The organism is Kordiimonas marina (assembly GCF_023006325.1).
Taxonomy (GTDB): domain Bacteria; phylum Pseudomonadota; class Alphaproteobacteria; order Sphingomonadales; family Kordiimonadaceae; genus Kordiimonas; species Kordiimonas marina.
Genome location: NZ_JAINDF010000003.1, coordinates 280,102 through 300,854, shown reverse-complemented (window position 1 = coordinate 300,854; position 20,753 = coordinate 280,102). Strand labels below are relative to the sequence as shown.

The window sequence follows — 20,753 nt, the reverse complement described above, 5'->3', positions numbered from 1 at the left end:
CTTGACATTAGCGGCGAGAAAGGAACAAATAAAGAACAAAATCAGTGAGGAGACTGGAAATGGCTGATCTACGCCAAGGCGGCTGCCTGTGTGGTGCCGCGCGGTATGAAATCAATCTGGACGGACACCAGACCGGCAATTGCCATTGCACGGATTGCCAGAAGAACTCAGGCGGTCCCTTCATGACGTTTACCAGCGTCCCTGAGGGGCAGCTCCGCTGGATTTCGCGGCCAGAAGGCGAGGCCCGGGCGAGCGACAAGGCGGTCCGCCGGTTCTGTGCCAAATGCGGCACGCCGCTCACGTGGGATGGCGGCAAAGGCAACAATAACAATGTCAGCACTGGCTCGCTCGACGATCCGTCAGGGCTGGAGATTTCCTATGAAATCTTCACAGATAGCCGCTGGGCGACCATTCCGCCCCTTGCCGGTGCGCGCCAGTATAAGCGGGATTCGGCAGGAACCTGAGGCCCGAGGTCTGGCTGGGGGCTAAGGCGGGGCAGGGGCCGTGCAATGGCGGCCCCATGGATGCCGCCGTTCTTATCCCTTGCCGGCCTTTTTGTATATGCCGTCGAACCAGGGATTCCACTGTTTCTTGTCGGCGTCATATTGCTCGAAAAACTGACGGACACTGCCGTCTTTCTCCGGCGTCCAGGTGCCGCGGAAGGGGGCGCTAGAGCCATTCTTGTAATACCAGATGGTCCCGCTCATCACCATGGAGCCCTGATCATTGAGGCCACCTTCTATGTCGAGGCTGTAAGCGCCTGCGGCAACCCAGACCTGCCGCCATTTCTTGGTGATGGGATTATAATAATTCACGCTTTTGCCGGTGCTGCCACGCTTGCCGTGCCAGTTTTCAAGGACGGCACAGCCGCCTTCGATGGCTTTGATGACGTTGGTGCCGGCAGCTTTGCCGCTTTTCCGGCTGGTGACATCCCATTTGCCGAGCCAGAAATCGAAATCCCGGAAGTGCGGGTCGGTCTGGCAGGCGGTCTTTTTGGGTTTTGTGTCCTGGGCGGCTGTCGCCGTCGCCGTGACGGCAAGACTGGCTGCTAGGGCAGCGGTGAGGGCGTAGGATATACGCATGAGGATTGCTCCTTTTCCTGTGGGTCGTGAAAAAAGCAAAACTCGGAACGAAAACCAGCATAACGCTACTGTCATGCCACCCGGTAGCGGGGTGCGCTCAGTTGAAGGACCGGCTGCGGTGAGCCGATTATCGCCTCATAACAAAAGCTTAGACAGGCTGTGCGCTTGTGGTTGCGTGCAGTCTATGATAAATGGAACAAAAAGGGAACATAAACTTTTTGACAAGGCTGCTTGGCAGCGGTGATCCGAGTAGCTATGTTCGCCTGAACGCGGGCACCAGTTGGGGGTGCCCATGACCAACAAGCCAAGATCAACAAGAAGGGGGCTCCGATGGCCGGTAGTGTGAATAAAGTAATTTTGGTTGGCAACCTGGGCCGTGACCCTGAAGTCCGCAACATGCAGGATGGTTCGCCGGTGGTGAACCTGTCGATCGCCACGTCTGAAACCTGGCGTGACCGTGCCTCGGGTGAGCGCAAGGAGCGTACCGAATGGCACCGTGTGGTCATCTTCAATGAAAATCTGGCCAAGGTGGCGCAGCAATATCTGCGCAAGGGCTCGACCGTTTATGTCGAAGGCCAGCTGCAGACCCGGAAATGGACCGACCAGTCGGGTCAGGAAAAATACACCACCGAAATCGTTCTCCAGCGCTACCGCGGTGAGCTGACCATGCTTGGCGGTCGTGGCGACAATGCCGGCAGCAGCTTCGGTGACAGCGGCCAGAACGATTATGGCCAGCCTTCGGGCGGCGGCTTCGGCGGTGGTGCTGCCGCAGGCGGCGCAGTCGGTGGCATGGGCGCGGGTGCGGCGGACCTCGATGATGAGATTCCGTTCTAAGCCGGGATCAAAACCGAACAGCAAAGGGCGCGGAGGGAAACCTCTGCGCCTTTTTTTTGCCAGAGAGGGGCGCTAGCCTGATCTGCACGACACCTATGAGGAGGACAGAATGAAAACCGTATCCCTTTGGGCCGCTCTGTTGTTTTTCGCCTGCGCCACGCCGTCCGCCTTGGCCAAGGAGGCGCATGGCACCACGCTCGACCTCACCGTATCCGTCAGCAAGCCGGTGATGCAGGACACGCTCGATGCCGCGCTTTATTACCGTGCCGAAGGCAAAACGGCGGCTGAGGTGCAGGAAACCATCAACCGCGCCATGCAGGACGTGTGGGCGAAAGCCTCGGCCAACCCTGCGATCAAGGCGCGCCTCACGGGTTACCGCGTCTGGTATGAGGAGAACCGCCGCCCTGCGCGCGAACCCGGCGCGGCCGATATCGTGACGGGCAAGTGGGTCGGCAATCAGTCCCTGTCCATGGAAAGCCATGATTTCAAGGCGTTGAAGCAGTTGGTGGGTGCGTTCCAGCATGATGGCCTTATCGTGAACCATATCGGCTTTTCGGTATCCCCGGCCCTGAGGGAGCAGACGCAAGAGGCCCTTATGCCGTCGGCCGCCGAGAAACTGCGCCATAAGGCAAAGTTGCTCGCGGATTCCTTTGGCGTGAAAGTTTTGCGCTTTGATCAGGTTTCCCTGAATGGAGCAGGGGGCGGCCCTGTTTGGCGTGAAACCCAATTGAATGCCTTTGCGGCTCCCCGTAGCAGCGGCGGCGTTGTCGCCCCTGTCGCAGAACCGGTTGAGGAGAATATCAGCCTCACCTTAGGCGGTCGCGCCATGCTTTCGACGGTCGAGGGCGATTAGACCGTAGGACCTGCCGTCTATAGAATCGCGATTATGGCCGGTGCCTCAGGGCTCCGGCCTTTCTGATTCAGGGGCCGATGGATCGGGGGATAGCAGCCTGCTGCGTGCTTTGAGTTGAAATGGTCAACTTTAGTTGGCATATAGGGCGAACTAAAAAACGGCTCCGGTAAAGGAGACCGATAAAAAATACAACGACAGTCAGCGAGGATACCAAAGCTATGCATAAGCTTATCTGTACCTTTTTTCTATTTTTTGCGGGCGCGAGTGTACACGCCGTACCGGTCGAGAAGGCCGGTCCGCTGGTGCTTGCCACCGAATATCATATCCAGTCGTCTACGCTTGGGGATGAGCGCACAATTCTTGTTTCCGTGCCGGAAGGCTATGAAACGTCGGGTGGGGCCTATCCGGTCATCTATCTGCTGGATGGCATGCAGAATATTTATCAAGCTGCAGGCGCGCGGGATGTTCTGGTGCGCTCAGGCGACATGCCGCCGGTCATCCTGGTTGGCCTCAAGAGCGTGAACCGCAATCTGGATATGACGCCGTCCGTTCAGGAGGGCAATGCGCAAAGCGGTGGCGGCGCCAAGCTTTTGGCGCACCTCAGGGATGAAGTGATCCCTTTCGTGGAGAAGACATACCGCACCAATGGCTACCGCCTGCTGGCCGGGCATTCCCTTGGTGGGCTGTTCGCCACCTATACGCTCCTGAACGCGCCTGATCTGTTCGATGGCGAGATCATCATGTCGCCGGCCCTCTGGTGGAACCATGAAGAAATGACCAAGGCGGCTGTGCCTTTCTTCAAGACACATCCGGACCTCAAAACATCCCTTTACTTCGGCATTGGGGCCGATGACGGCTATGGCATGCGCCAAGAGCTGAAGCATTTTGTTGATGTTCTGAAGGTTGATGGGCCTGAGGGCGTGCGCTGGGGCTATAAGGAGTTCGACGGCGAAGGCCATATGTCGGCGCCCCTCAGGACCTTTTATCACGGCGTGAAATTCATCTTTGCCGACATGCGGCTGCCCGATAACATCATCGAGCATTTCACCACCAAGGCCTTCTTGGCGCACGAACGGATGATCATGGCCAAATATGGCCCGGCCGCGCGGCAGGCGCAGGAAATCTATGTGCCGCTTGGCTACCAGTTGATGGAAAAGGGCGACTTTGACGGCGCGATTGCGGTTTTCAAGCGCAATGCCGAGGCCTATGCCGCCAACCGCTATCCCCGCAACAATGCCTGGCTCGCCGCCGCCTATGAGAAAGCCGGACGAAAGCAGGAGGCACTGGCTGAATATCAGCGGGCTTACAAGCTTGCGGTCGAGACCGGATACGGCGAGTTGGACACATACCGCAAGAAGGTGACCGACCTTGGCGGCACTGTGGACTGATCCTTTCTATAGAAGTCTCTTCTAACAAGCCTCTGCTCTCTCTGGAGGGCAGGGGCTTTCTTCTATGGCGCGTGGGTGAGACCTTGTGCCGTGGCAGAGCTGTGCCCATATCAGGCTGATATAACAAAACAGCGGAGGCAGTTTTCATGACACGGATCGGATTGGCGCTTGGCGGCGGTGCGGGGCTTGGTTGGGCGCATATCGGCGTTGTGCGCGTGCTGGAGGCCGAGGGCATCGAGGTCGATATGGTCGCGGGCACCTCTATCGGGTCCATCGTCGGGGCCTGTGTGGCGGCCGACCTTCTTGATGAACTGGAAGATATCGCACGGGAGATCAAGCTCAAGGACATGCTGGCCCTTGGCGAGCTTGGCATCGGCAAGGGCGGGCTGATCGGCGGCGGCAAGATCGAACGCCGACTGCGGGAGCATTTTGGAGCCCGGACCATCGAACAACTGCCTAAGCCCTTTGCTGCTGTTGCCGCTGATATCTATTCCGGTGCACGCATCGTGCTCGACGAAGGTGACGTCGTGACGGCCGTCCGTGCCTCATCAGCCGTGCCGGGCATGTTGCCGCCGGTCAGGACCGGCCGGCTACTCCTCACCGACGGCGGGGTCGTCGACCCCGTCCCCGTGGCGGCTGTGCGTGACCTCGGCGCGGATTTCATCATCGCGGTCGACCTTCAGGGCGATTATGAGGGCAGGGCGCGGCGCATGGGATTCGACCCTGCGGGTGGGCGGGGCCAGATCGGTTCGATCCGCATGGCGCGCGCCGGTTGGTCGCTCGCCCTACAAGCGCTCAGCCGCGCGCGGCTGGAGGCAGACCGCCCGGATATAACCATCACGCCGCTCATCGGCCATATCGACATGGCGGATTTCACCAAGGCGCATGAGCTGATTGAGCATGGAAAAAAGGCAGGGCTGGATGCGCTGCCCTTAATATTGTCCGGCCTTGATGAAGGCGTGCGCGCTAGCGGTTGATCTCACGCGTGATGACGATGCGCTGGATGTCGGAGGTGCCTTCGTAAATCTGGCAGACGCGGACGTCGCGGTAGATTTTCTCAACCGGATATTCGCTCAGGTAACCGTACCCGCCCAGCGTCTGGATCGCCCCTGAGCAGACCTTCTCCGCCACCTCGCTCGCGAACAGCTTGGCCATGCAGGCTTCCTTGAGGCAGGGCTCGACCGCATCCTTTTTGGCGGCGGCGTTGAGGACCATCAGTTCCGCGGCCTGGACGCTGGTTGCCATGTCAGCGAGGCGGAAACCGACAGCCTGGTGCTCAATGATCGGCTTGCCGAAGGCTTCGCGTTCCTGGGCATATGCAAGCGCATACTCATAAGCCGCGCGCGCCATGCCGACCGACTGGGCGGCAATGCCGATCCGGCCGGTCTCCAGGTTCGACAGCGCGACCTTATAGCCGGCGCCTTCCGCGCCCAGCAGGCAATCGGCCGGGACTTCCATGTCCTCGAAGGCGATCTGGCAGGTGTCGGATGATTTCTGGCCCAGCTTGTGCTCCAGCCCCGCCACGCGGTAGCCGGGGGTGTCTGTCGGCACCAGGAAGGCGGAAATGCCGCGCTTGCCTGCGGACGGGTCGGTAACGGCGAACACAATCGCCGCGCCGCCGATTTTGCCGGAAGTGATGAACTGCTTGCTGCCGTTCAGTTTCCAGCCGCTGTTGGTGCGTTCGGCCTTGGTGCGCAGCATCGAGGCATCGGAGCCCGCCTGCGGTTCGGTGAGGCAGAAGGCGCCGATCATCTCGCCGCGCGCGAGCGGCTTCAGGAAACGCTCCTTCTGCTCATCCGTGCCGTTGGCGAGGACTGCGGCGCACACCGGCGCGTTGTTGACGCTCATCAGCGTCGACAGCCCGCCATCACCGGCTGCGATTTCCATCAGCGCGAGCGCGTAGGAGACATAATCGGTTTCTGCACCACCCCATTCCTCGGGCACGGTCATGCCGAGAAGGCCGAGCTCACCCATTTCACGCAGGAACTCAGCCGGGATTTCACCGGCTTTTTCCCAGTCACGGGCGTTCGGGGCAATGCGGTCGGATGCGAAGGCGCGGGCCATATCCCGCACCATGCGCTGCTCTTCGCTGAGGATCATTGCCTTATGCCTCAGGCGAGCTCGATGGCGAGCGCGGTGGCTTCACCGCCGCCGATGCAGAGGCTGGCAACACCCTTTTTGAGACCGCGTTTCTGGAGCGCGTTGATTAGCGTCACACAGATACGGGTGCCGGACGCGCCGATCGGATGGCCGAGGGCGCAGGCACCGCCGTTCACGTTCACCTTGTCAGCGTCGAGGCCCAGTTCCTGAATGGCGGCCATGGCGACAACGGCAAACGCTTCGTTGACCTCATAAAGGTCGACGTCCGCCGTGTTCCAGCCAGCCTTATCGAGGGCCTTCTGGATCGCTTTCACCGGCGCGGTGGTGAACCATTCCGGCGCCTGGGCGTGAACCGCCTGGCCGCGGATGTAGGCAAGCGGCTTCAGGCCGCGCTTTTCGGCTTCGCTTTCGGTCATCATGACCACCGCGGCAGCGCCGTCCGAGATCGAGCTGGCGTTCGCGGCCGTGACCGTGCCGTCCTTCTTGAAGGCAGGGCGGAGGCCGGGGATTTTGTCGAGGCGGGCCTTGCCGGGCTGCTCGTCGACGGCAACCGTGGTGTCTCCGCGGCGGGACGAGATGGTAACCGGTACCACTTCGCCTTCGAAGCTGCCGTCCTCGATGGCGCGCTGGGCGCGCTTCAGCGATTCAATGGCATAGGCATCCTGGGCTTCACGGCTGAACTGGTAGGTTTCAGCGCACAGCTCGGCATAGACGCCCATCGGCTCACCGCCATAGGCGTCGGTGAGGCCATCGAGCGCCATATGGTCGAGCATCTGCATCGGGCCGTATTTCACGCCGGTGCGGCTGTTCGGCAGGATGTGCGGGGCAAGCGACATGCTTTCCATGCCACCGGCAACCACGGCGGTTGCGGATCCTGCGCGCAGGCTGTCATGGGCCTGCATCATTGCCATCATGCCGGAGCCACACATCTTGTTGACCGTCACGGCGCCGACGCTGTCCGGCAGACCGGCCTTGATGCTGGCCTGGCGGGCAGGGGCCTGGCCCTGGCCCGCGGGCAGCACGCAGCCCATGATCGTTTCGTCGATGCCGTCATTGTCCATGCCTGCGCTTGCCAGCGCGCCCTTGATCGCGGTGGCGCCGAGTTCGGACGCCGGGACGCTCGAAAGATCACCAAGCAGGCCACCCATGGGCGTACGGGCCATGCCAACAATGACGATAGGATCGTGGGACATCTGACGGTCTCCTTTAAGTATAATGTTCATTGAGACGCTTGGGGCTGCGCCTCTGAGGGTTGGGCCTGGCGGGTCATGCCGGGCCGAAAATAATCGCCGCCAATGTCGCTAAAACCGGTTTATTTCGCAAGTGCAAAATAAATTGCCGTTATTGACGGCGATAGGCCGCAGTCCGTATAAGGCGCGGAATGCAGTTTTTTAGGAGCGAGAGCCCATGACGACGCGTATTGGTTTCTACCTGTTTATCGGCATGGTCGCCGGCGCCATCATTGGCAATTGGCTGCCCTATGTCGCAACGTTTGAAGCGCTGGCAGGTGGCATCATCGCTGCGCTCATCGGTGCGCTCATTGACTTTATCGTCAGCCGGAAAAACGCCAAGAAAGACCTCTAGGCCTTAAGCCCAAAAAGCAAAGGCCGCCAATTTGGCGGCCCCTATGTCTTTTATTCGGCGGCTTGTCTCTCGGCGCTAAGCCGTGCTTGCCATTCTTCCTTGATCATGTCGCTGGTCTTGCGGCTGCCGTCTGGCGTCCAGCCCGGCGGGGCGACGAGGAACATGAACTTGTCATGGAGGGTCTTCGCGCTCCAGACGTCCTTGATGATGCCCCACCATTCATGGAAGGCGACCCGGAGAGGGTTGAAGGTGCCCAGGTCGCGCACGAGACCGTAGCGTACGGGCTCGGCATCGTCTTCGGGCACGAAGGTGCCGAACATCTTGTCCCAGATGATGAAGACCCCGGCATAGTTGGAATCGAGATATTTCGGGTTATTGGCGTGATGGACGCGGTGGTGGCTCGGCGTGTTCATCACGGCTTCGAACCAGCGCGGCATCCGCTTGATTGCCTCGGTATGAACCCAGAACTGGTAAATCAGGTTGATGCCCGCGACAAACAGGATGATCGCAGGGTGGACCCCGAGGATGATGAGCGGGATCTTGAACAGCGCGCCGGGCGTGAACTGGCCGGTCCAGGTCTGTCTCAGGGCGGTCGACAGGTTATAATGCTGGCTGGAATGGTGGATGACATGGGCGGCCCACATCCAGCGCATCCGGTGACCGTAGCGGTGGATCCAGTAATAGGCGAAATCGTCGAGGACGAAGGCGAGCACGAACACCCATGGCGCCTGACCAAGGTCAAAGAGCCTCAGGTGGTCCCATATCCAGTAGGCTCCCACGGCGGCGATGGAAGCGGTGAGCGCGCCGGATACCGTGCTGCCAAGCCCCATGATCAGCGAGGTGAACGTGTCCTTGCCTTCAAAATGCGCCCGGCCTGTTTTCCAGCCGTAGAGCATTTCAGCCAGGCACAGGAGCACAAAGGCAGGGACAGCAATGACGGTTGGTTCTGGCAGGTTAAGCGGCATTCTTCGTCGCCTTTACATCAAGGTTTTTCAATAGATTATGGGCGGTATCTAAAGCGACACCAGAAGCCATGAAATCCAGGTCAGGGTAGGTGAAATCATGGAAACGGATGTGCAGACGGTCGTCTTTACGCTCCAGTGCTGCGATGTCCGCAGCAACCAGGAGGCGGCAGACAACCCGGTCCCCGGGCTGGGTGACAAGGCCCACTTCAGTGTCGTTCGCTGCAATCGGCAGGAGGGCCGCTGCGCCATCGTCAGCGATAATGGCCTGGCCCTGGACGAGGTCAGGATAGCAGCGGGCGAAATTACGGCTTACGCGCTCAGCGTCCAGCTGCTTCTTCACCGGAAACAGCCAGCGGGCGATCAACGCCAATAGCGTGATCGCAATGAATGAAAATGCGAGCTGCGTAGGTTCCATACCGACCTTCCTAACATTATTGTCATTAAAGACCCTTTATATACTGGACCGTCAAGTCTTGAATAGTTTTTTGATAGCGTATCGGCTGGTGCCTGCCTTGTGCTTGAGAGGGGGCCATAACCTGATATGATGCGTTTCGGGGCCGGAAAGCGGCCCAAAGGGAGAATATATGCGGTCACTATTCAGCGTTGCTTTGCTTTGCCTGGCAGCTTTAGCGGGAGATATGGGAATGAACCAACAAGCCGTGGCTGAGGCACCGCTCGATGGTCCCATCGTCATTGCACACCGCGGGGCAAGCGGATATCGGCCCGAACATACCCTGATGGGCTACAAACTGGCGCTTGAGATGGGGGCCGACTATATCGAGCCCGACCTGGTCATGACAAAGGACGGCCATTTGGTTGTCCGGCATGACATTTACCTGTCCGACAGCACCAATGTCGCCGAAGTGCCTGCGTTCGCAAGCCGCAAGCGCACCTTTGAGGGCCGGACGGACTGGTTCGTGTTCGATTTCACGCTCGCGGAACTCAGAACACTCAAGACCCGCCAGCCGCGCCCGGCACGGGGGACTGACTATGACGGCATCGAGCCGGTTCCCACCTTCGACGAAGTGATCGACTTCATTCTGAAGGCGCACAAGGAAGGCTACAAAGCCGGGCTTTATATCGAGATGAAGAGCCCGCAGATGTTCACCGGTCGTGGGCTTGACCCAACGAAGGCGCTGACAGCGGGTTTCAAGCGCTTGTCGGATGCCGGTATTCCCCTTTATTTCCAATGCTTTGACAGTGCCTTCCTGATGCATATGAAAGATAGGATCAAGGCGCCACTCATCTGGTTGATCGAGGGCCATGAGGATGAGAAAACGGGCGCCTATGTTCTGGATGCACCGCTGGATGTCATGGCGGGCAAGATCGACGGCGTCGGCCCTTATAAGCGCCTTTTGCTGGATGCCAGGGGCAAGCCCAACGATTTCGTCAAGCGCGCTCACAAGCTGGGGCTTCTGGTGCATATCTGGACCATCCGGGACGATGATGTCGGCGCCGGGTTCGCGTCCAGCCGCCAGGAGCTGAAGCTTTTCTATTCGATGGGTGTGGATGGGGTCTTTACCGACTTCGCCGATACTGCCATTGATGTTCGTAACAGCATGAAACTTCTCAAGCCGGAGGTTGCCGAATGATGGATCTGACGAAAGGGCTTCTGACAGCGCTTGCGGCCATCGTGGTGATCCGCCTGGCGGCTGAGGTGCTGTTCCGCGCAACGGGCCTTTAAGCGGCCGTATGGCTGAATATGAAAAGCGCGGGTCGCCTGTTGGCGCCCGCGCTTTTTCGTGGCTGCTATAAGGCTAGGGCCTTATTCCTCGACCGGCAGTGGTTTGCCAAGCGGGAAGGGACGTTCGTCGGTCTTGAAGCTCAGATAGGCCATCACGTCTGCGATATAGTTGCCTGCGGTCATGATCGCTTTGGTGACCACATCGTTGGGTCCACCGGTCAGGATCAGGATCACGAACTGGATGCCGGCCAGCAGGAAGCAGAAGGAAATCGCCAGCCAGGACAGGAAGCCGAATACCAGCATGAAAATGCCGCGCACCAGATAGGTGCCCCAGTCTTTTTCCTTGAGTTCGGCGATAAACTCCTGCGCGTCTTCGCTGATGGTGTGGCTGGCAGCCGCACTGTCTGCGCTCGCGCTCTCGGCTTTAGGTGCCTCAGCCTTGGGTGCTTCGGCCTCAGGCGGCGTTGCAGCCTTGGCGGTGGCTCCGGTTGCCTTGGCAGCTGCCGCCTTGGGTTTGGCAGCTGATTTCTTCGGCGCAGCCTTCTTGGCCGTGCTTGTCTTTGCGGTGGTTTTCGCAGCCGGTTTTTTGGCTGTCGTCGTCCGCTTCCGTGGCGCGGCTTTTTTCTTCGGCGCCTTGGCTTCGGTCCCTTCCGGGGTCGGGGTGGTTTCCTCGCTCATTGTATCACCTTCGCTATAGGTTGCTTTCTACCAATGTGGGCGCGGATACTATGTACTTCAAGGGGTTCGGCCCGTTACGAACTTTTGCCCCAGGGGAGCTGGCCCCTGACCATGGTCGTGGCGCCTTCGCCTTCGACGGGCTTCGAATAATAATACCCCTGCGCCAGCCGGAAGCCCATGGCATCAACCATATTGATATGGTCCAGGTCTTCAAGACCTTCGGCAACCACTTCATGGCCCAGGCTTTTCGCCAGCATACCGATCATCTGCAGGATTTTATAAGGTTCGTTATCAGGCCGCAGTTGGTTGATGAAGCTGCGGTCGATCTTGATCACGTCGATTGGGAACTGGTGCAGGTAATTGAGCGACGAATAACCGGTGCCGAAATCATCGAGCGCGACCTTGACCCCAAGCGCCCGGATGCGCGACAGCGATTCCGAAATTCGTGTCGGGTTGGCCATGATGGCGCTTTCCGTAAGCTCGATCCGCAGGAATCGGCCGTCCAGCTCATGTTCCCTGAGTGCCTTTTCGACCATGGCGGCGACATCGTCACGGGCGAACTGGATGCCGGAGACATTGACGTTGACCGGCACGGTCCGGTCGGGGCCGACCTCATCAAGCCAGGATTTTACCTGGGCGCAGGCGGCCTGAATGGCCCAGCGGCCGAGGCCAACGATAATGCCGGTTTCTTCGGCAAGCGGGATGAATTCTACCGGAGAGACAAAGCCCCGTTCCTTGTGAATCCAGCGCGTGAGGCCCTCGAAACCGTGAAGCTCACCGGTTTTGAGGTCGACGATGGGCTGATAGTAAAGCTCTAAATCGTTCCGTTCGACCGCGCGGCGGAGTTCGGTTTCCAGGTGGAACTGAGACCGGGCGCGCTGGTGCGATTCACGCTGGTAGATTTCGGTCCGGGCCTTGCCGGCCGATTTGGCCCTGTGCATGGCGAAATCGGCATCGCGGATCAGGTCCTCTGGGTGGGTCGAACTTGAAATCGTTGTGGCGACGCCAACGGAAACGGACGTAAAAACCTCATTTCCATCAAGGTCATAGGGCTGTTGCATCGCTTCATGGATGCGGTGGGAGATATTCTCCACCTCCTCGATATCCTGGAAGCGGGTGACGAGAATGGCGAATTCGTCTCCAGAAAGACGGGCAAGTGTATCGCTCGCGCGGATACAGCGCCTGAGGGTCGATGCCATCGAAATAAGGAAGCGATCGCCGGCCGAGTGACCGAAGCTTTCGTTGATCTGTTGGAAGCGGTCGATATTGACGATCAGCACAGCGCAGCCGCAGCCCTGGCTCGAACGCTGGCATTCCGCGACGGCTTCTTCCAGCTTGTTGCGGAACAGGACCCGGTTCGGCTGCCCGGTCAGGGCATCGTGGAAGGCGTGATGCAAGAGATTGCGTTCGGCGAGCTTTTCCGCCGTCTGGTCCTCAATGGTGCAGATGATCTGATAGACCTTGCCTTCATGGTCGATAAGCGGAATCAGGTGGCTGGACAGGAACCGTTCAATTGCCCCGAAACGGATGCTCCATTCGAAATTGGCGTCGCGGGCGGTGCGGTAGACCTCTGTCACCTGGCTCGCCAGGACATGATTGTCGCCGGTGGCCCATATCGAATCGAGCGAGCAGGGCAGGATGGCGGTGTCTTCGAGATTGAAGATATCGCGGGCGAAGCCGTTGACGAACAGAACTTCAACAATATTGCCGGTGCCGATGCCGCAGATCATGACTCCGACGGGAAGGCGTTCGACAACAGCACTTGTATTGACGATGCGGGCATTCCGGTTACCGCCATTCCCCAGGCTGGCGATAGAGGATATTTTGTTTTTTTGCGTATCCGCCACGGAAGGCTCCGCCTCAATAAACCAAAGACATTATACAAAAGGGCGGGAAACCCCGCCCATTGCGGCGCGGCCATGTTCGGCAGCGGGTAGTAAAGATTTGGTAAAAGTCACCATGCGCCCAATCGTATTTATCGTCAAATAATCCTACAGGGCCTGATGATAGCCCGCCCGGTGGAATTTTGGCAAAAAAATAGGGGAAGGACTAGCCTTCCCCAAGGCTTGCCGCTCACCGGGACGGGTTGGTGGGCGGCATAAACGATTGGATCAGCTGCAGCCGCTTGTCGCGCCGCAGGTGTTGCATTTCAGACATGTGCCGTTCCGGACCAGCGTGAAGTTGCCGCATTCGCCACAAGCGTCGCCTTCATAACCTTGCATCTTGGCAGCGGCCCGTGCGTCCGGCGTGGCGTCGGTCGCACCGTTGGCGACGGCCGAGCCGATGGTCACAGTGGCATCAGCGCCGTGTGTACCGGTGGCTGCCACGGTTTCAACCGCCTGCTTGCCGGTCTTCTTGGTGCTTTTCTTCAGGACAACAAGGTTGCTGCCGCGCACATAACCGGTCGAGGCCAGTTTCTGAACCCGCTCAAGGGCTTCGCTAACTTCATCGCCCATGGCCGGCACGCTTTCGGCTTTGTTGCCGCGGCCGGTGGTGTCGTGCATCAGGTCCGCCGGTGTGGCGTGGGCCAGATCGTCACGGCCGAGATAGGAGATCGCCAGCTCGCGGAACAGATAGTCGAGAAGCGATGTCGCCATCTTGATGGTGTCGTTGCCCTCGACGCGGCCGAACGGTTCGAAGCGCGTGAAGGTGAAGGCGTCGACGAATTCCTCCAGCGGCACGCCATACTGGAGGCCGATCGAGATCGCGATGGCGAAGTTGTTCATCAGCGAGCGGAACGCAGCGCCTTCCTTGTGCATATCGATGAAGATTTCACCGAGCGAGCCATTATCGTATTCGCCGGTCCTGAGGTACACCTTGTGGCCGCCAACCATGGCTTTCTGGGTATAGCCCTTGCGGCGTTCAGGCAGGCGCTTGCGCTTGGTCGGGCCCTGGCGTTCGACTTCAACGATACGCTCGACAATCCGTTCAGCGACAACCGTAGCCTTCTCGGCCAGCGGCTGACCTTCGAGCTCCTCTTCCAGGTCAACATCATCCAGAAGCGCAGCATTGAGCGGCTGGCTGAGTTTGGAACCATCCCGGTAAAGCGCGTTGGCCTTCAGGGCGAGCGACCAGCTCAGCTCATAGGCCTTGGTGCATTCATCCACCGTGGCGGCGTTGGGCATGTTGATGGTTTTCGAGATCGCGCCCGAGATAAACGGCTGGGCAGCCGCCATCATGCGGATATGGCTTTCCCAGGAAAGATAGCGCTTGCCGATTTTGCCGCACGGGTTCGCGCAATCGAAGACCGCGTAATGCTCTTCCTTCAGATGCGGAGCGCCTTCCAGCGTCATGGCACCACAGCAATAAAGGTTGGCCGCCGAGATATCGTCTTTCGAGAAGCCGAGAGCGACCAGCATGTCAAAATTATAGTCGCCAAGCTGGGCATCGGTGAAGCCGAGCTTTTCCTTACAGAAATCTGCGCCAAGCGTCCATTGGTTGAAGACGAACTTGATGTCGAAAGCGTTCCTGAGCTGAGCAGCGACCTTTTCGACCTGCTCAGTGCCGAAACCACGCTCACGAAGCGCTTCGTAATTGATGCCAGGGGCATCCTCAAGCGTGCCATGACCAACGGCATAGTCTTCGATCGCCTTGATCTCATCCGCCGAATACCCAAGCGTGGTCAGGGCGTCCGGAACGATGCGGTTGATGATCTTGAAATAGCCGCCACCGGCGAGCTTCTTGAACTTCACCAGCGCGAAGTCAGGCTCGATCCCGGTGGTGTCACAGTCCATGACGAGGCCGATGGTGCCCGTGGGCGCGATGACCGAGGCCTGTGCGTTGCGGAAGCCATGCTTTTCACCGGTTTCCAGTGCGCGGTCCCAAGCGTCAGCCGCCGCAACGGTCACAGCTTTGTCCGGGCAGTTTGCGATATCGAGCGCAACCGGGCTGGTGTGGAGCTGCTCATAGCCATCGGCCTGGCCATAAGCGGCCCGGCGGTGGTTACGGATCACGCGCAGCATATGCTCGGCGTTCTTGCCATAGCCTGGGAAGGCGCCGAGTTCGCTCGCCATCTCAGCTGAGGTCGCATAGCTTTCACCGGTCATAAGCGCGGTGATCGCGCCGCAAAGCGCGCGGCCTTCGTCGCTGTCATACGGTAGGCCCAGGCTCATCAGCAGGCCGCCAATGTTGGCGTAGCCGAGGCCGAGCGTGCGGAATTCGTAGGACAGACGGGCGATTTCCTTGGACGGGAACTGCGCCATCAGGACGGAGATTTCCAGAACCATGGTCCACAGACGCACGGCATGCTTGAAAGCATCCACTTGGAACTGGCCGTCTTCCGCCCGGAACATCAGCAGGTTCAGGGATGCCAGGTTACAGGCCGTGTCATCCAGGAACATATATTCGGAGCAGGGGTTCGACGCGCGGATTTCACCGGACGCCGGGCAGGTGTGCCAGTCATTGACCGTTGTGTGGAACTGGATCCCCGGGTCGGCGCACGCCCAGGCGGCATAGCCGACATCGCGCCACAGGTCCTTGGCATTGACCGTTTTGGCAATGCTGCCGTCCTTACGGTTGGTCAGGTGCCAGTCGGTCCCATCGCTGACGGCCTTCATGAAGGCATCGGTCACGCGGATCGAGTTGTTGGAGTTCTGGCCGGAAACGGTGAGATAGGCTTCCGAATCCCAGTCCGTATTATAGGTTTTGAAGTCGATCGAAGTGTAACCCTGCTTCGCGAACTGGATAACCCGCTGGACGTAGTTTTCCGGGATCATCACCTTGCGCGCGGCGATCACTTCCTTTTTCAGAGGCTTGTTCAGCTTGGGGTCGAACGCATCATCGCCCATGTCAGCCTTGGCTTCATGGCAGGCCTTCATGATGCGGTTGAGGTGTATTTCATTGAGCTTGGAGCCGGAGACGAGGGCCGCGACCTTCTGCTCTTCCGTGACCTTCCAGTTGATATATTCCTCAATGTCCGGGTGGTCGATGTCCACCACGACCATCTTGGCCGCGCGGCGCGTGGTACCACCGGATTTGATGGCGCCCGCAGCGCGGTCGCCGATCTTGAGGAAGCTCATAAGCCCCGAAGATTTGCCACCACCCGAAAGCTTTTCGCCTTCGCCGCGGACGTTGGAGAAGTTGGAGCCGGTGCCGGAACCATATTTAAACAGGCGGGCCTCACGAACCCAAAGATCCATGATGCCTCCGTCGTTTACGAGGTCATCCGACACCGACTGGATGAAACAGGCATGGGGTTGCGGATGCTCGTAGGAGCTTTTGGAGCGGACGAGCTTGCCGGTTTCAAAGTCTACATAATGGTGGCCTTGGGCCGGGCCGTCGATGCCATAAGCCCAGTGCAGGCCGGTATTGAACCACTGCGGGCTGTTGGGCGCGGCCATTTGCGCCGCCAGCATGAAACGCATTTCATCAAAGAAGGCCTTGGCGTCGTCTTCGCTTTCGAAATAGCCACCTTTCCAGCCCCAATAGGTCCAGGTGCCAGCGAGACGGTCAAAGACCTGCTTGGCGCTCTGCTCCGGGCCGTAGCGTTTGTCTTCGGGCATTTGGGCGAGGGCGGCTTCGTCGGCTTCCTTGCGCCACAGCCAGCTCGGGACGGTGTTTTCTTCGACAGGCTTCAGGGCCTGGGGCACGCCGGCCTTCCGGAAATATTTCTGGGCGATGATATCTGTCGCAACCTGGCTCCAGGCCGAGGGGACTTCAACGTCATCCATGTGAAAGACGACAGACCCATCAGGGTTACGGATTTCACTGATCGCGGAACGCCACTCCATGCCGGCGTATGGATTAGAAAGGTCTTTTGTGAAGCGGCGCTCAATACGCATTCGTTTCCCCCGTATGTTCCCAACCTGGTTGCGCAGTCGAAGTATAGCATTTTTGCGTCTTTTCCGGGTGTCCCGGTGTACTTCAACTGTCTATCGACCCCACTATATGTTGGGGGCCTAGCCCAATAGCTCGCAAAGTGTAGGGGTGAGAGGGCGATATCTCCAAGCCTATTTTTCAGTAATATGCGATTGACTCATGGTTCTGAGAAGTGGCTAAACCAACGACTCATGACACTTCAATGAGTCGTGCTTTTTGCCTTATTCTTTCCTTAAAGCATGGGTAAAAGAACATCATGGATTGGCCCGGGCATGTCGCGGCTCGAATCGCCCTAAAGAGGCGGGGATGCGGATAAATACCGTGTGAGGGCAAGCTGCCGCTTTCCCTCCGGACACAAACATGCTAAACGGGCCGCGAATATCCAACAGTATGGAATGAAAGTTATGGCTGGTATGATCTCCAAGCTCTTTTCGTCGCCGATTTTTACCTGGTGGAACAGCGCCACGTTCGGGACGCGGGTTTTCACGAGCTGCAAAGGCGTAAAAGTGGGCGAAGATAGTCAAGGCAACATCTATTATAAGGAAAAGGACGGTCGTCGCCGTTGGGTCATCTACAAGAATGGCCCGGTAGAAGCGTCGCGCGTTCCTGCCGATTGGCATGGATGGCTTCATTACACCGTCGACACGACGCCCACTGAAAAGCCGCTTGAGGTCAAGCCGTGGGAAAAAGACCACCAGCCCAACATGACCGGGTCTGCAGCCGCCTATGTGCCGCCGAGCCTGCATGGTGGCAAGCGTGCTGCAACCGTGGCCGATTACGAAGCCTGGCGTCCGTAACAGCCTGCTTCAGAGTGCATGAAAGGTTGGTATGTCGAGCAATCTTGTAGAGTCGCTGATTGGCGCGCTGGTTCTGGTCGTTGCCGGTTGGTTCCTAGTTTTCGCCTATGACCGGACGGAAACCCGTATAGACGGCGGTTATGTCCTGCAGGCACGCTTCGACCAGATCGACGGTATCAGCGTCGGCTCTGATGTCCGGCTTGCCGGGATCAAGGTGGGCACTGTCGTTTCTAGTGATCTCGACGCCAAGACCTTTCAGGCGATCATCCGTTTCTCGGTTCGCGCCGGTGTGAAGCTGCCGATCGATACGGCTCTGGCCGTGACCCAGGAAGGCCTTCTGGGCGGTAAGTATCTGACCCTCATCCCCGGCGGTATGGATGAAACGTTGGCCAACGGTGACGAGATTTCTGAAACGCAGGACTCGGTGGACCTGATCCGCCTCTTCGGCAAGTTTGCCACTGGCAGCGGTAATGACGATAAGAAGAAATAACACATTCTTCCAAATCCTGATAGCGGCCTCGATCTTTGGGGCCGCTAGCTTGGTCTCACCTGCAACCGCGCAGGATACGGCCGCTGCTCCTTCCGACCAGCCGACAGATAGCCAGCCGATCCCGCCTACGGGGGCGGAGGCCACCGACAATGTCTCACATAATGTGGTGGTCTTGCGTGCGCTTGATAAAATCACGGCGCGCATCACCGAGCTTGATGTCCCGATCGGGAAGGAAGTCCGCTTCGGAACCCTGGCGCTGACCGCCAAATATTGCCGGACCCGGCCGCCGATTGAACCGCCTGAGACCTATGCCTACCTGCAGATCGATGACATCAAGCGCGCCGGCAAGCGGGAGCGGATTTTCGATGGCTGGATGGTGGCGTCAAGCCCGGCCCTGAACCCGCTGGAGCACCCGGTCTATGATGTCTGGGTGATGAGCTGTAAAACCGTTTCGCCCGAGGCAACTTCCGGCAGCGAATAGAAGTTGGCGGTGATCAGCGTCAGCGCCTGTTGAAGGCGTTCGTGATATTCCTCACGCGGGATTTCGACTGCGCCAAACTGTTTCAGATGATCGGTAACGAACTGGGTATCCAGGAGGCTGAAGCCACCGGCTTTGAGCCGTGCCACAAGGTGCACGAGCGCGACCTTGCTGGCATCCGTCTCGTGGTGAAACATGCTTTCGCCGAAAAAGGCTCCGGCCAGTGAGACGCCATAAAGACCGCCAACAAGCTCGCCTTCACGCCAGCATTCCACCGAATGGGCGAACCCGCGTTCGAACAGGTCGGTATAGAGCGCTTCAATGCGCTCGCTGATCCAGGTGGTCTCCCGCCCGCGCGCGGGTTTCGCGCATGACTGCATAACCCTGCGGAAGGCCGTGTCGACACGGACTTCGAAATGGTCGCGGCGTACCAGTTTCTTCAGGGATTTCGAAAGGTGAAAGCGCTCAAGCGGCAGAATACCGCGCTCATCGGGGTCGACCCAGAAAAGCTCGGCATCGTCCCGGCTTTCGGCCATAGGAAAGACGCCGGCCGCATAGGCCTGCAATAAAAGATTAGGGGTTATGACGTCGTGCGGCATAACCCCTAATTTAATCGTTTCAGCTGGTTCAAGCCAGAGGCCTATTTCGCTTTTTCTGACTCGGCTTTTTCAGCGAGGAATTTCTCCAGCCAGTGGATGTCATAATTCCCGGCCCGGAACTCCGGATTCTCAATGAGTGCCAGGTGGAGCGGGATCGTGGTCACGACCCCGTCGATGACATATTCCTCCAGCGAACGGCGGAGGCGCATAAGGCAGCCTTCGCGCGTGTAACCGGACACGATCAGTTTGGCGACCATGCTGTCGTAATAGGGCGGGATTTTATAGCCAGCATAGACCGCGCTGTCGCAGCGGACGTTCAGACCGCCGGGCGGATGATACTGGGTCACAAGCCCCGGGCTCGGCATGAAGGTGAACGGGTCCTCGGCATTGACGCGGCATTCGATGGCATGGCCGAAGAAGCGCACCATATCCTGCGTGTAACTGAGTTTTTCGCCGGACGCGACGCGGATTTGCTCCCGCACGATATCGATGCCGGTGATCATTTCTGTCACCGGGTGTTCCACCTGAAGGCGGGTGTTCATTTCGATGAAATAGAACTCACCGTCCTCATAGAGGAACTCGATCGTGCCTGCGCCGCAATAGCCGAAGTCCGCCATGGCCTTGGCGACGACGCCGCCCATGCGCTCACGGGTTTCACTATCGATGACGGGCGAGGGGGCTTCCTCCAGCACCTTCTGGTGGCGGCGCTGCAGCGAGCAGTCCCGTTCCCCAAGGTGAATACAGTGGCCGTGGTTGTCGCCGATGATCTGGAATTCGATATGGCGCGGCTTCTGCAGGAATTTCTCGATATAAACCGCATCGTCACCAAAGGCCGCTTTGGCCTCGGTGCGGCAGGTCTGCAGCTTGCGCGGCAGCTCGTCTTCCGAGCGGACGATCTGCATGCCGCGGCCACCACCGCCTGCTGAGGCCTTGATGATGACCGGATAGCCGATCTCGTTGCAGACCTTGCGGGCTTCATCGTCTTCGGTGATGCCGCCGGATGACCCCGGAACCACAGGAATGCCAAGCTTCTTGACGGTTTCCTTGGCGGTGATCTTGTCACCCATCATACGGATATGCTCAGGCGACGGGCCAATGAAGGTGATTCCGTGGCCAGCGACGATCTCGGCGAAACGGGCATTCTCGGACAGGAAACCGTAGCCCGGGTGAATCGCGTCGGCGCCGGTGATTTCGGCTGCCGAGATGATTGCCGGGATATTGAGGTAACTGTCCGTGGAAGCGGCCGGTCCGATACAGACGCTTTCGTCTGCCAGGCGCACATGCATGGCATCGGCGTCGGCGGTCGAATGCACAGCCACCGTCTTGATGCCCATTTCATGGCAGGCGCGGTGAATGCGAAGCGCAATCTCGCCCCTGTTGGCAATCAGGACTTTTTTAAACATG

General features: G+C 58.9%; 20 protein-coding genes. 10 read left to right on the top strand and 10 right to left on the bottom strand.

Annotated elements, in window-relative coordinates:
* Positions 1–59 precede the first annotated feature (59 nt).
* On the top strand, positions 60–464 hold the full coding sequence (locus K6118_RS07870) for a GFA family protein (RefSeq protein WP_247119691.1): 405 nt from the start codon (positions 60–62) through the stop codon (positions 462–464).
* A gap of 72 nt (positions 465–536) precedes the next feature.
* Here K6118_RS07870 and K6118_RS07865 read toward each other — a convergent pair whose 3' ends face one another.
* On the bottom strand, positions 537–1,082 hold the full coding sequence (locus tag K6118_RS07865) for a hypothetical protein (protein WP_247119690.1): 546 nt from the start codon (positions 1,080–1,082) through the stop codon (positions 537–539).
* 330 nt (positions 1,083–1,412) lie between these two features.
* Between K6118_RS07865 and ssb the strand changes: the two genes are divergently transcribed.
* From ssb to K6118_RS07845, 4 genes are all read left to right on the top strand, one after another.
* Entirely contained in the window at positions 1,413–1,916 is a 504-nt protein-coding gene (gene ssb / locus K6118_RS07860) for a single-stranded DNA-binding protein (protein ID WP_281500687.1), read from the top strand.
* 109 nt (positions 1,917–2,025) lie between these two features.
* On the top strand, positions 2,026–2,769 hold the full coding sequence (locus K6118_RS07855) for an SIMPL domain-containing protein (RefSeq protein WP_247119689.1): 744 nt from the start codon (positions 2,026–2,028) through the stop codon (positions 2,767–2,769).
* Between the two features lie 218 nt (positions 2,770–2,987).
* A complete protein-coding gene (locus tag K6118_RS07850) occupies positions 2,988–4,157 on the top strand; it encodes an alpha/beta hydrolase-fold protein (RefSeq protein ID WP_247119688.1) in 1,170 nt (389 codons plus the stop codon).
* Positions 4,158–4,303: 146 nt separating this feature from the next.
* Positions 4,304–5,134: a patatin-like phospholipase family protein gene (locus tag K6118_RS07845; RefSeq protein ID WP_247119687.1), complete on the top strand. Its 831-nt coding sequence runs from the start codon at positions 4,304–4,306 to the stop codon at positions 5,132–5,134.
* Here K6118_RS07845 and K6118_RS07840 read toward each other — a convergent pair.
* Together K6118_RS07840 and K6118_RS07835 are read right to left on the bottom strand one after the other, a co-directional pair.
* Entirely contained in the window at positions 5,124–6,257 is a 1,134-nt protein-coding gene (locus K6118_RS07840; protein WP_247119686.1) for an acyl-CoA dehydrogenase family protein, read from the bottom strand. The genes K6118_RS07845 and K6118_RS07840 overlap by 11 nt on opposite strands.
* Before the next feature lie 11 nt (positions 6,258–6,268).
* Positions 6,269–7,450: a thiolase family protein gene (locus tag K6118_RS07835; protein ID WP_247119685.1), complete on the bottom strand. Its 1,182-nt coding sequence runs from the start codon at positions 7,448–7,450 to the stop codon at positions 6,269–6,271.
* A gap of 214 nt (positions 7,451–7,664) precedes the next feature.
* Between K6118_RS07835 and K6118_RS07830 the strand changes: the two genes are divergently transcribed.
* Positions 7,665–7,841 (top strand): hypothetical protein, encoded by a 177-nt coding sequence (locus tag K6118_RS07830; RefSeq protein WP_247119684.1) that lies wholly within the window; start codon positions 7,665–7,667, stop codon positions 7,839–7,841.
* 50 nt (positions 7,842–7,891) lie between these two features.
* Here K6118_RS07830 and K6118_RS07825 read toward each other — a convergent pair whose 3' ends face one another.
* Together K6118_RS07825 and K6118_RS07820 are read right to left on the bottom strand one after the other, a co-directional pair.
* Positions 7,892–8,806 carry a sterol desaturase family protein gene (locus K6118_RS07825; protein ID WP_247119683.1) on the bottom strand — a complete coding sequence of 305 codons (915 nt, stop codon included), beginning with the start codon at positions 8,804–8,806 and terminating at the stop codon, positions 7,892–7,894.
* Entirely contained in the window at positions 8,796–9,221 is a 426-nt protein-coding gene (locus K6118_RS07820) for a hypothetical protein (RefSeq protein WP_247119682.1), read from the bottom strand. Before K6118_RS07820 ends, K6118_RS07825 begins: the two co-directional genes overlap by 11 nt.
* Before the next feature lie 229 nt (positions 9,222–9,450).
* Here K6118_RS07820 and K6118_RS07815 point away from each other — a divergent pair, with 229 nt between their 5' ends.
* Positions 9,451–10,398 carry a glycerophosphodiester phosphodiesterase family protein gene (locus K6118_RS07815; RefSeq protein ID WP_247119681.1) on the top strand — a complete coding sequence of 316 codons (948 nt, stop codon included), beginning with the start codon at positions 9,451–9,453 and terminating at the stop codon, positions 10,396–10,398.
* 173 nt (positions 10,399–10,571) lie between these two features.
* Here K6118_RS07815 and K6118_RS07810 read toward each other — a convergent pair whose 3' ends face one another.
* From K6118_RS07810 to K6118_RS07800, 3 genes are all read right to left on the bottom strand, one after another.
* On the bottom strand, positions 10,572–11,168 hold the full coding sequence (locus K6118_RS07810) for a DUF4389 domain-containing protein (RefSeq protein ID WP_247119680.1): 597 nt from the start codon (positions 11,166–11,168) through the stop codon (positions 10,572–10,574).
* 74 nt (positions 11,169–11,242) lie between these two features.
* Positions 11,243–13,015 (bottom strand): putative bifunctional diguanylate cyclase/phosphodiesterase, encoded by a 1,773-nt coding sequence (locus K6118_RS07805; RefSeq protein ID WP_247119679.1) that lies wholly within the window; start codon positions 13,013–13,015, stop codon positions 11,243–11,245.
* Positions 13,016–13,279: 264 nt separating this feature from the next.
* The gene (locus K6118_RS07800; RefSeq protein ID WP_247119678.1) at positions 13,280–16,948 is read right to left on the bottom strand and encodes a vitamin B12-dependent ribonucleotide reductase; all 3,669 of its coding nucleotides are present in this window, start codon (positions 16,946–16,948) and stop codon (positions 13,280–13,282) included.
* A gap of 441 nt (positions 16,949–17,389) precedes the next feature.
* Between K6118_RS07800 and K6118_RS07795 the strand changes: the two genes are divergently transcribed.
* The 3 genes from K6118_RS07795 to K6118_RS07785 are packed head-to-tail and all read left to right on the top strand — an operon-like array spanning position 17,390 to position 18,753.
* Positions 17,390–17,782 carry an NADH:ubiquinone oxidoreductase subunit NDUFA12 gene (locus K6118_RS07795; RefSeq protein WP_247119677.1) on the top strand — a complete coding sequence of 131 codons (393 nt, stop codon included), beginning with the start codon at positions 17,390–17,392 and terminating at the stop codon, positions 17,780–17,782.
* A 31-nt stretch (positions 17,783–17,813) separates the two neighbouring features.
* On the top strand, positions 17,814–18,272 hold the full coding sequence (mlaD, locus tag K6118_RS07790) for an outer membrane lipid asymmetry maintenance protein MlaD (RefSeq protein ID WP_247119676.1): 459 nt from the start codon (positions 17,814–17,816) through the stop codon (positions 18,270–18,272).
* A gap of 49 nt (positions 18,273–18,321) precedes the next feature.
* Positions 18,322–18,753, top strand: a complete 432-nt coding sequence (locus K6118_RS07785; protein ID WP_247119675.1) for a DUF2155 domain-containing protein — start codon at positions 18,322–18,324, stop codon at positions 18,751–18,753.
* On the opposite strand, the gene aat is transcribed toward K6118_RS07785, so the two are convergent.
* Both aat and accC read right to left on the bottom strand, forming a co-directional pair.
* Complete coding sequence (gene aat, locus K6118_RS07780) at positions 18,690–19,349, bottom strand: leucyl/phenylalanyl-tRNA--protein transferase (protein WP_281500684.1); 660 nt, start codon at positions 19,347–19,349, stop codon at positions 18,690–18,692. The two genes, K6118_RS07785 and aat, sit on opposite strands and share 64 nt — an antisense overlap.
* A 41-nt stretch (positions 19,350–19,390) precedes the next feature.
* Positions 19,391–20,752, bottom strand: a complete 1,362-nt coding sequence (gene accC, locus K6118_RS07775; protein ID WP_247119673.1) for an acetyl-CoA carboxylase biotin carboxylase subunit — start codon at positions 20,750–20,752, stop codon at positions 19,391–19,393.
* Between the last annotated feature and the right edge of the window lies 1 nt (position 20,753).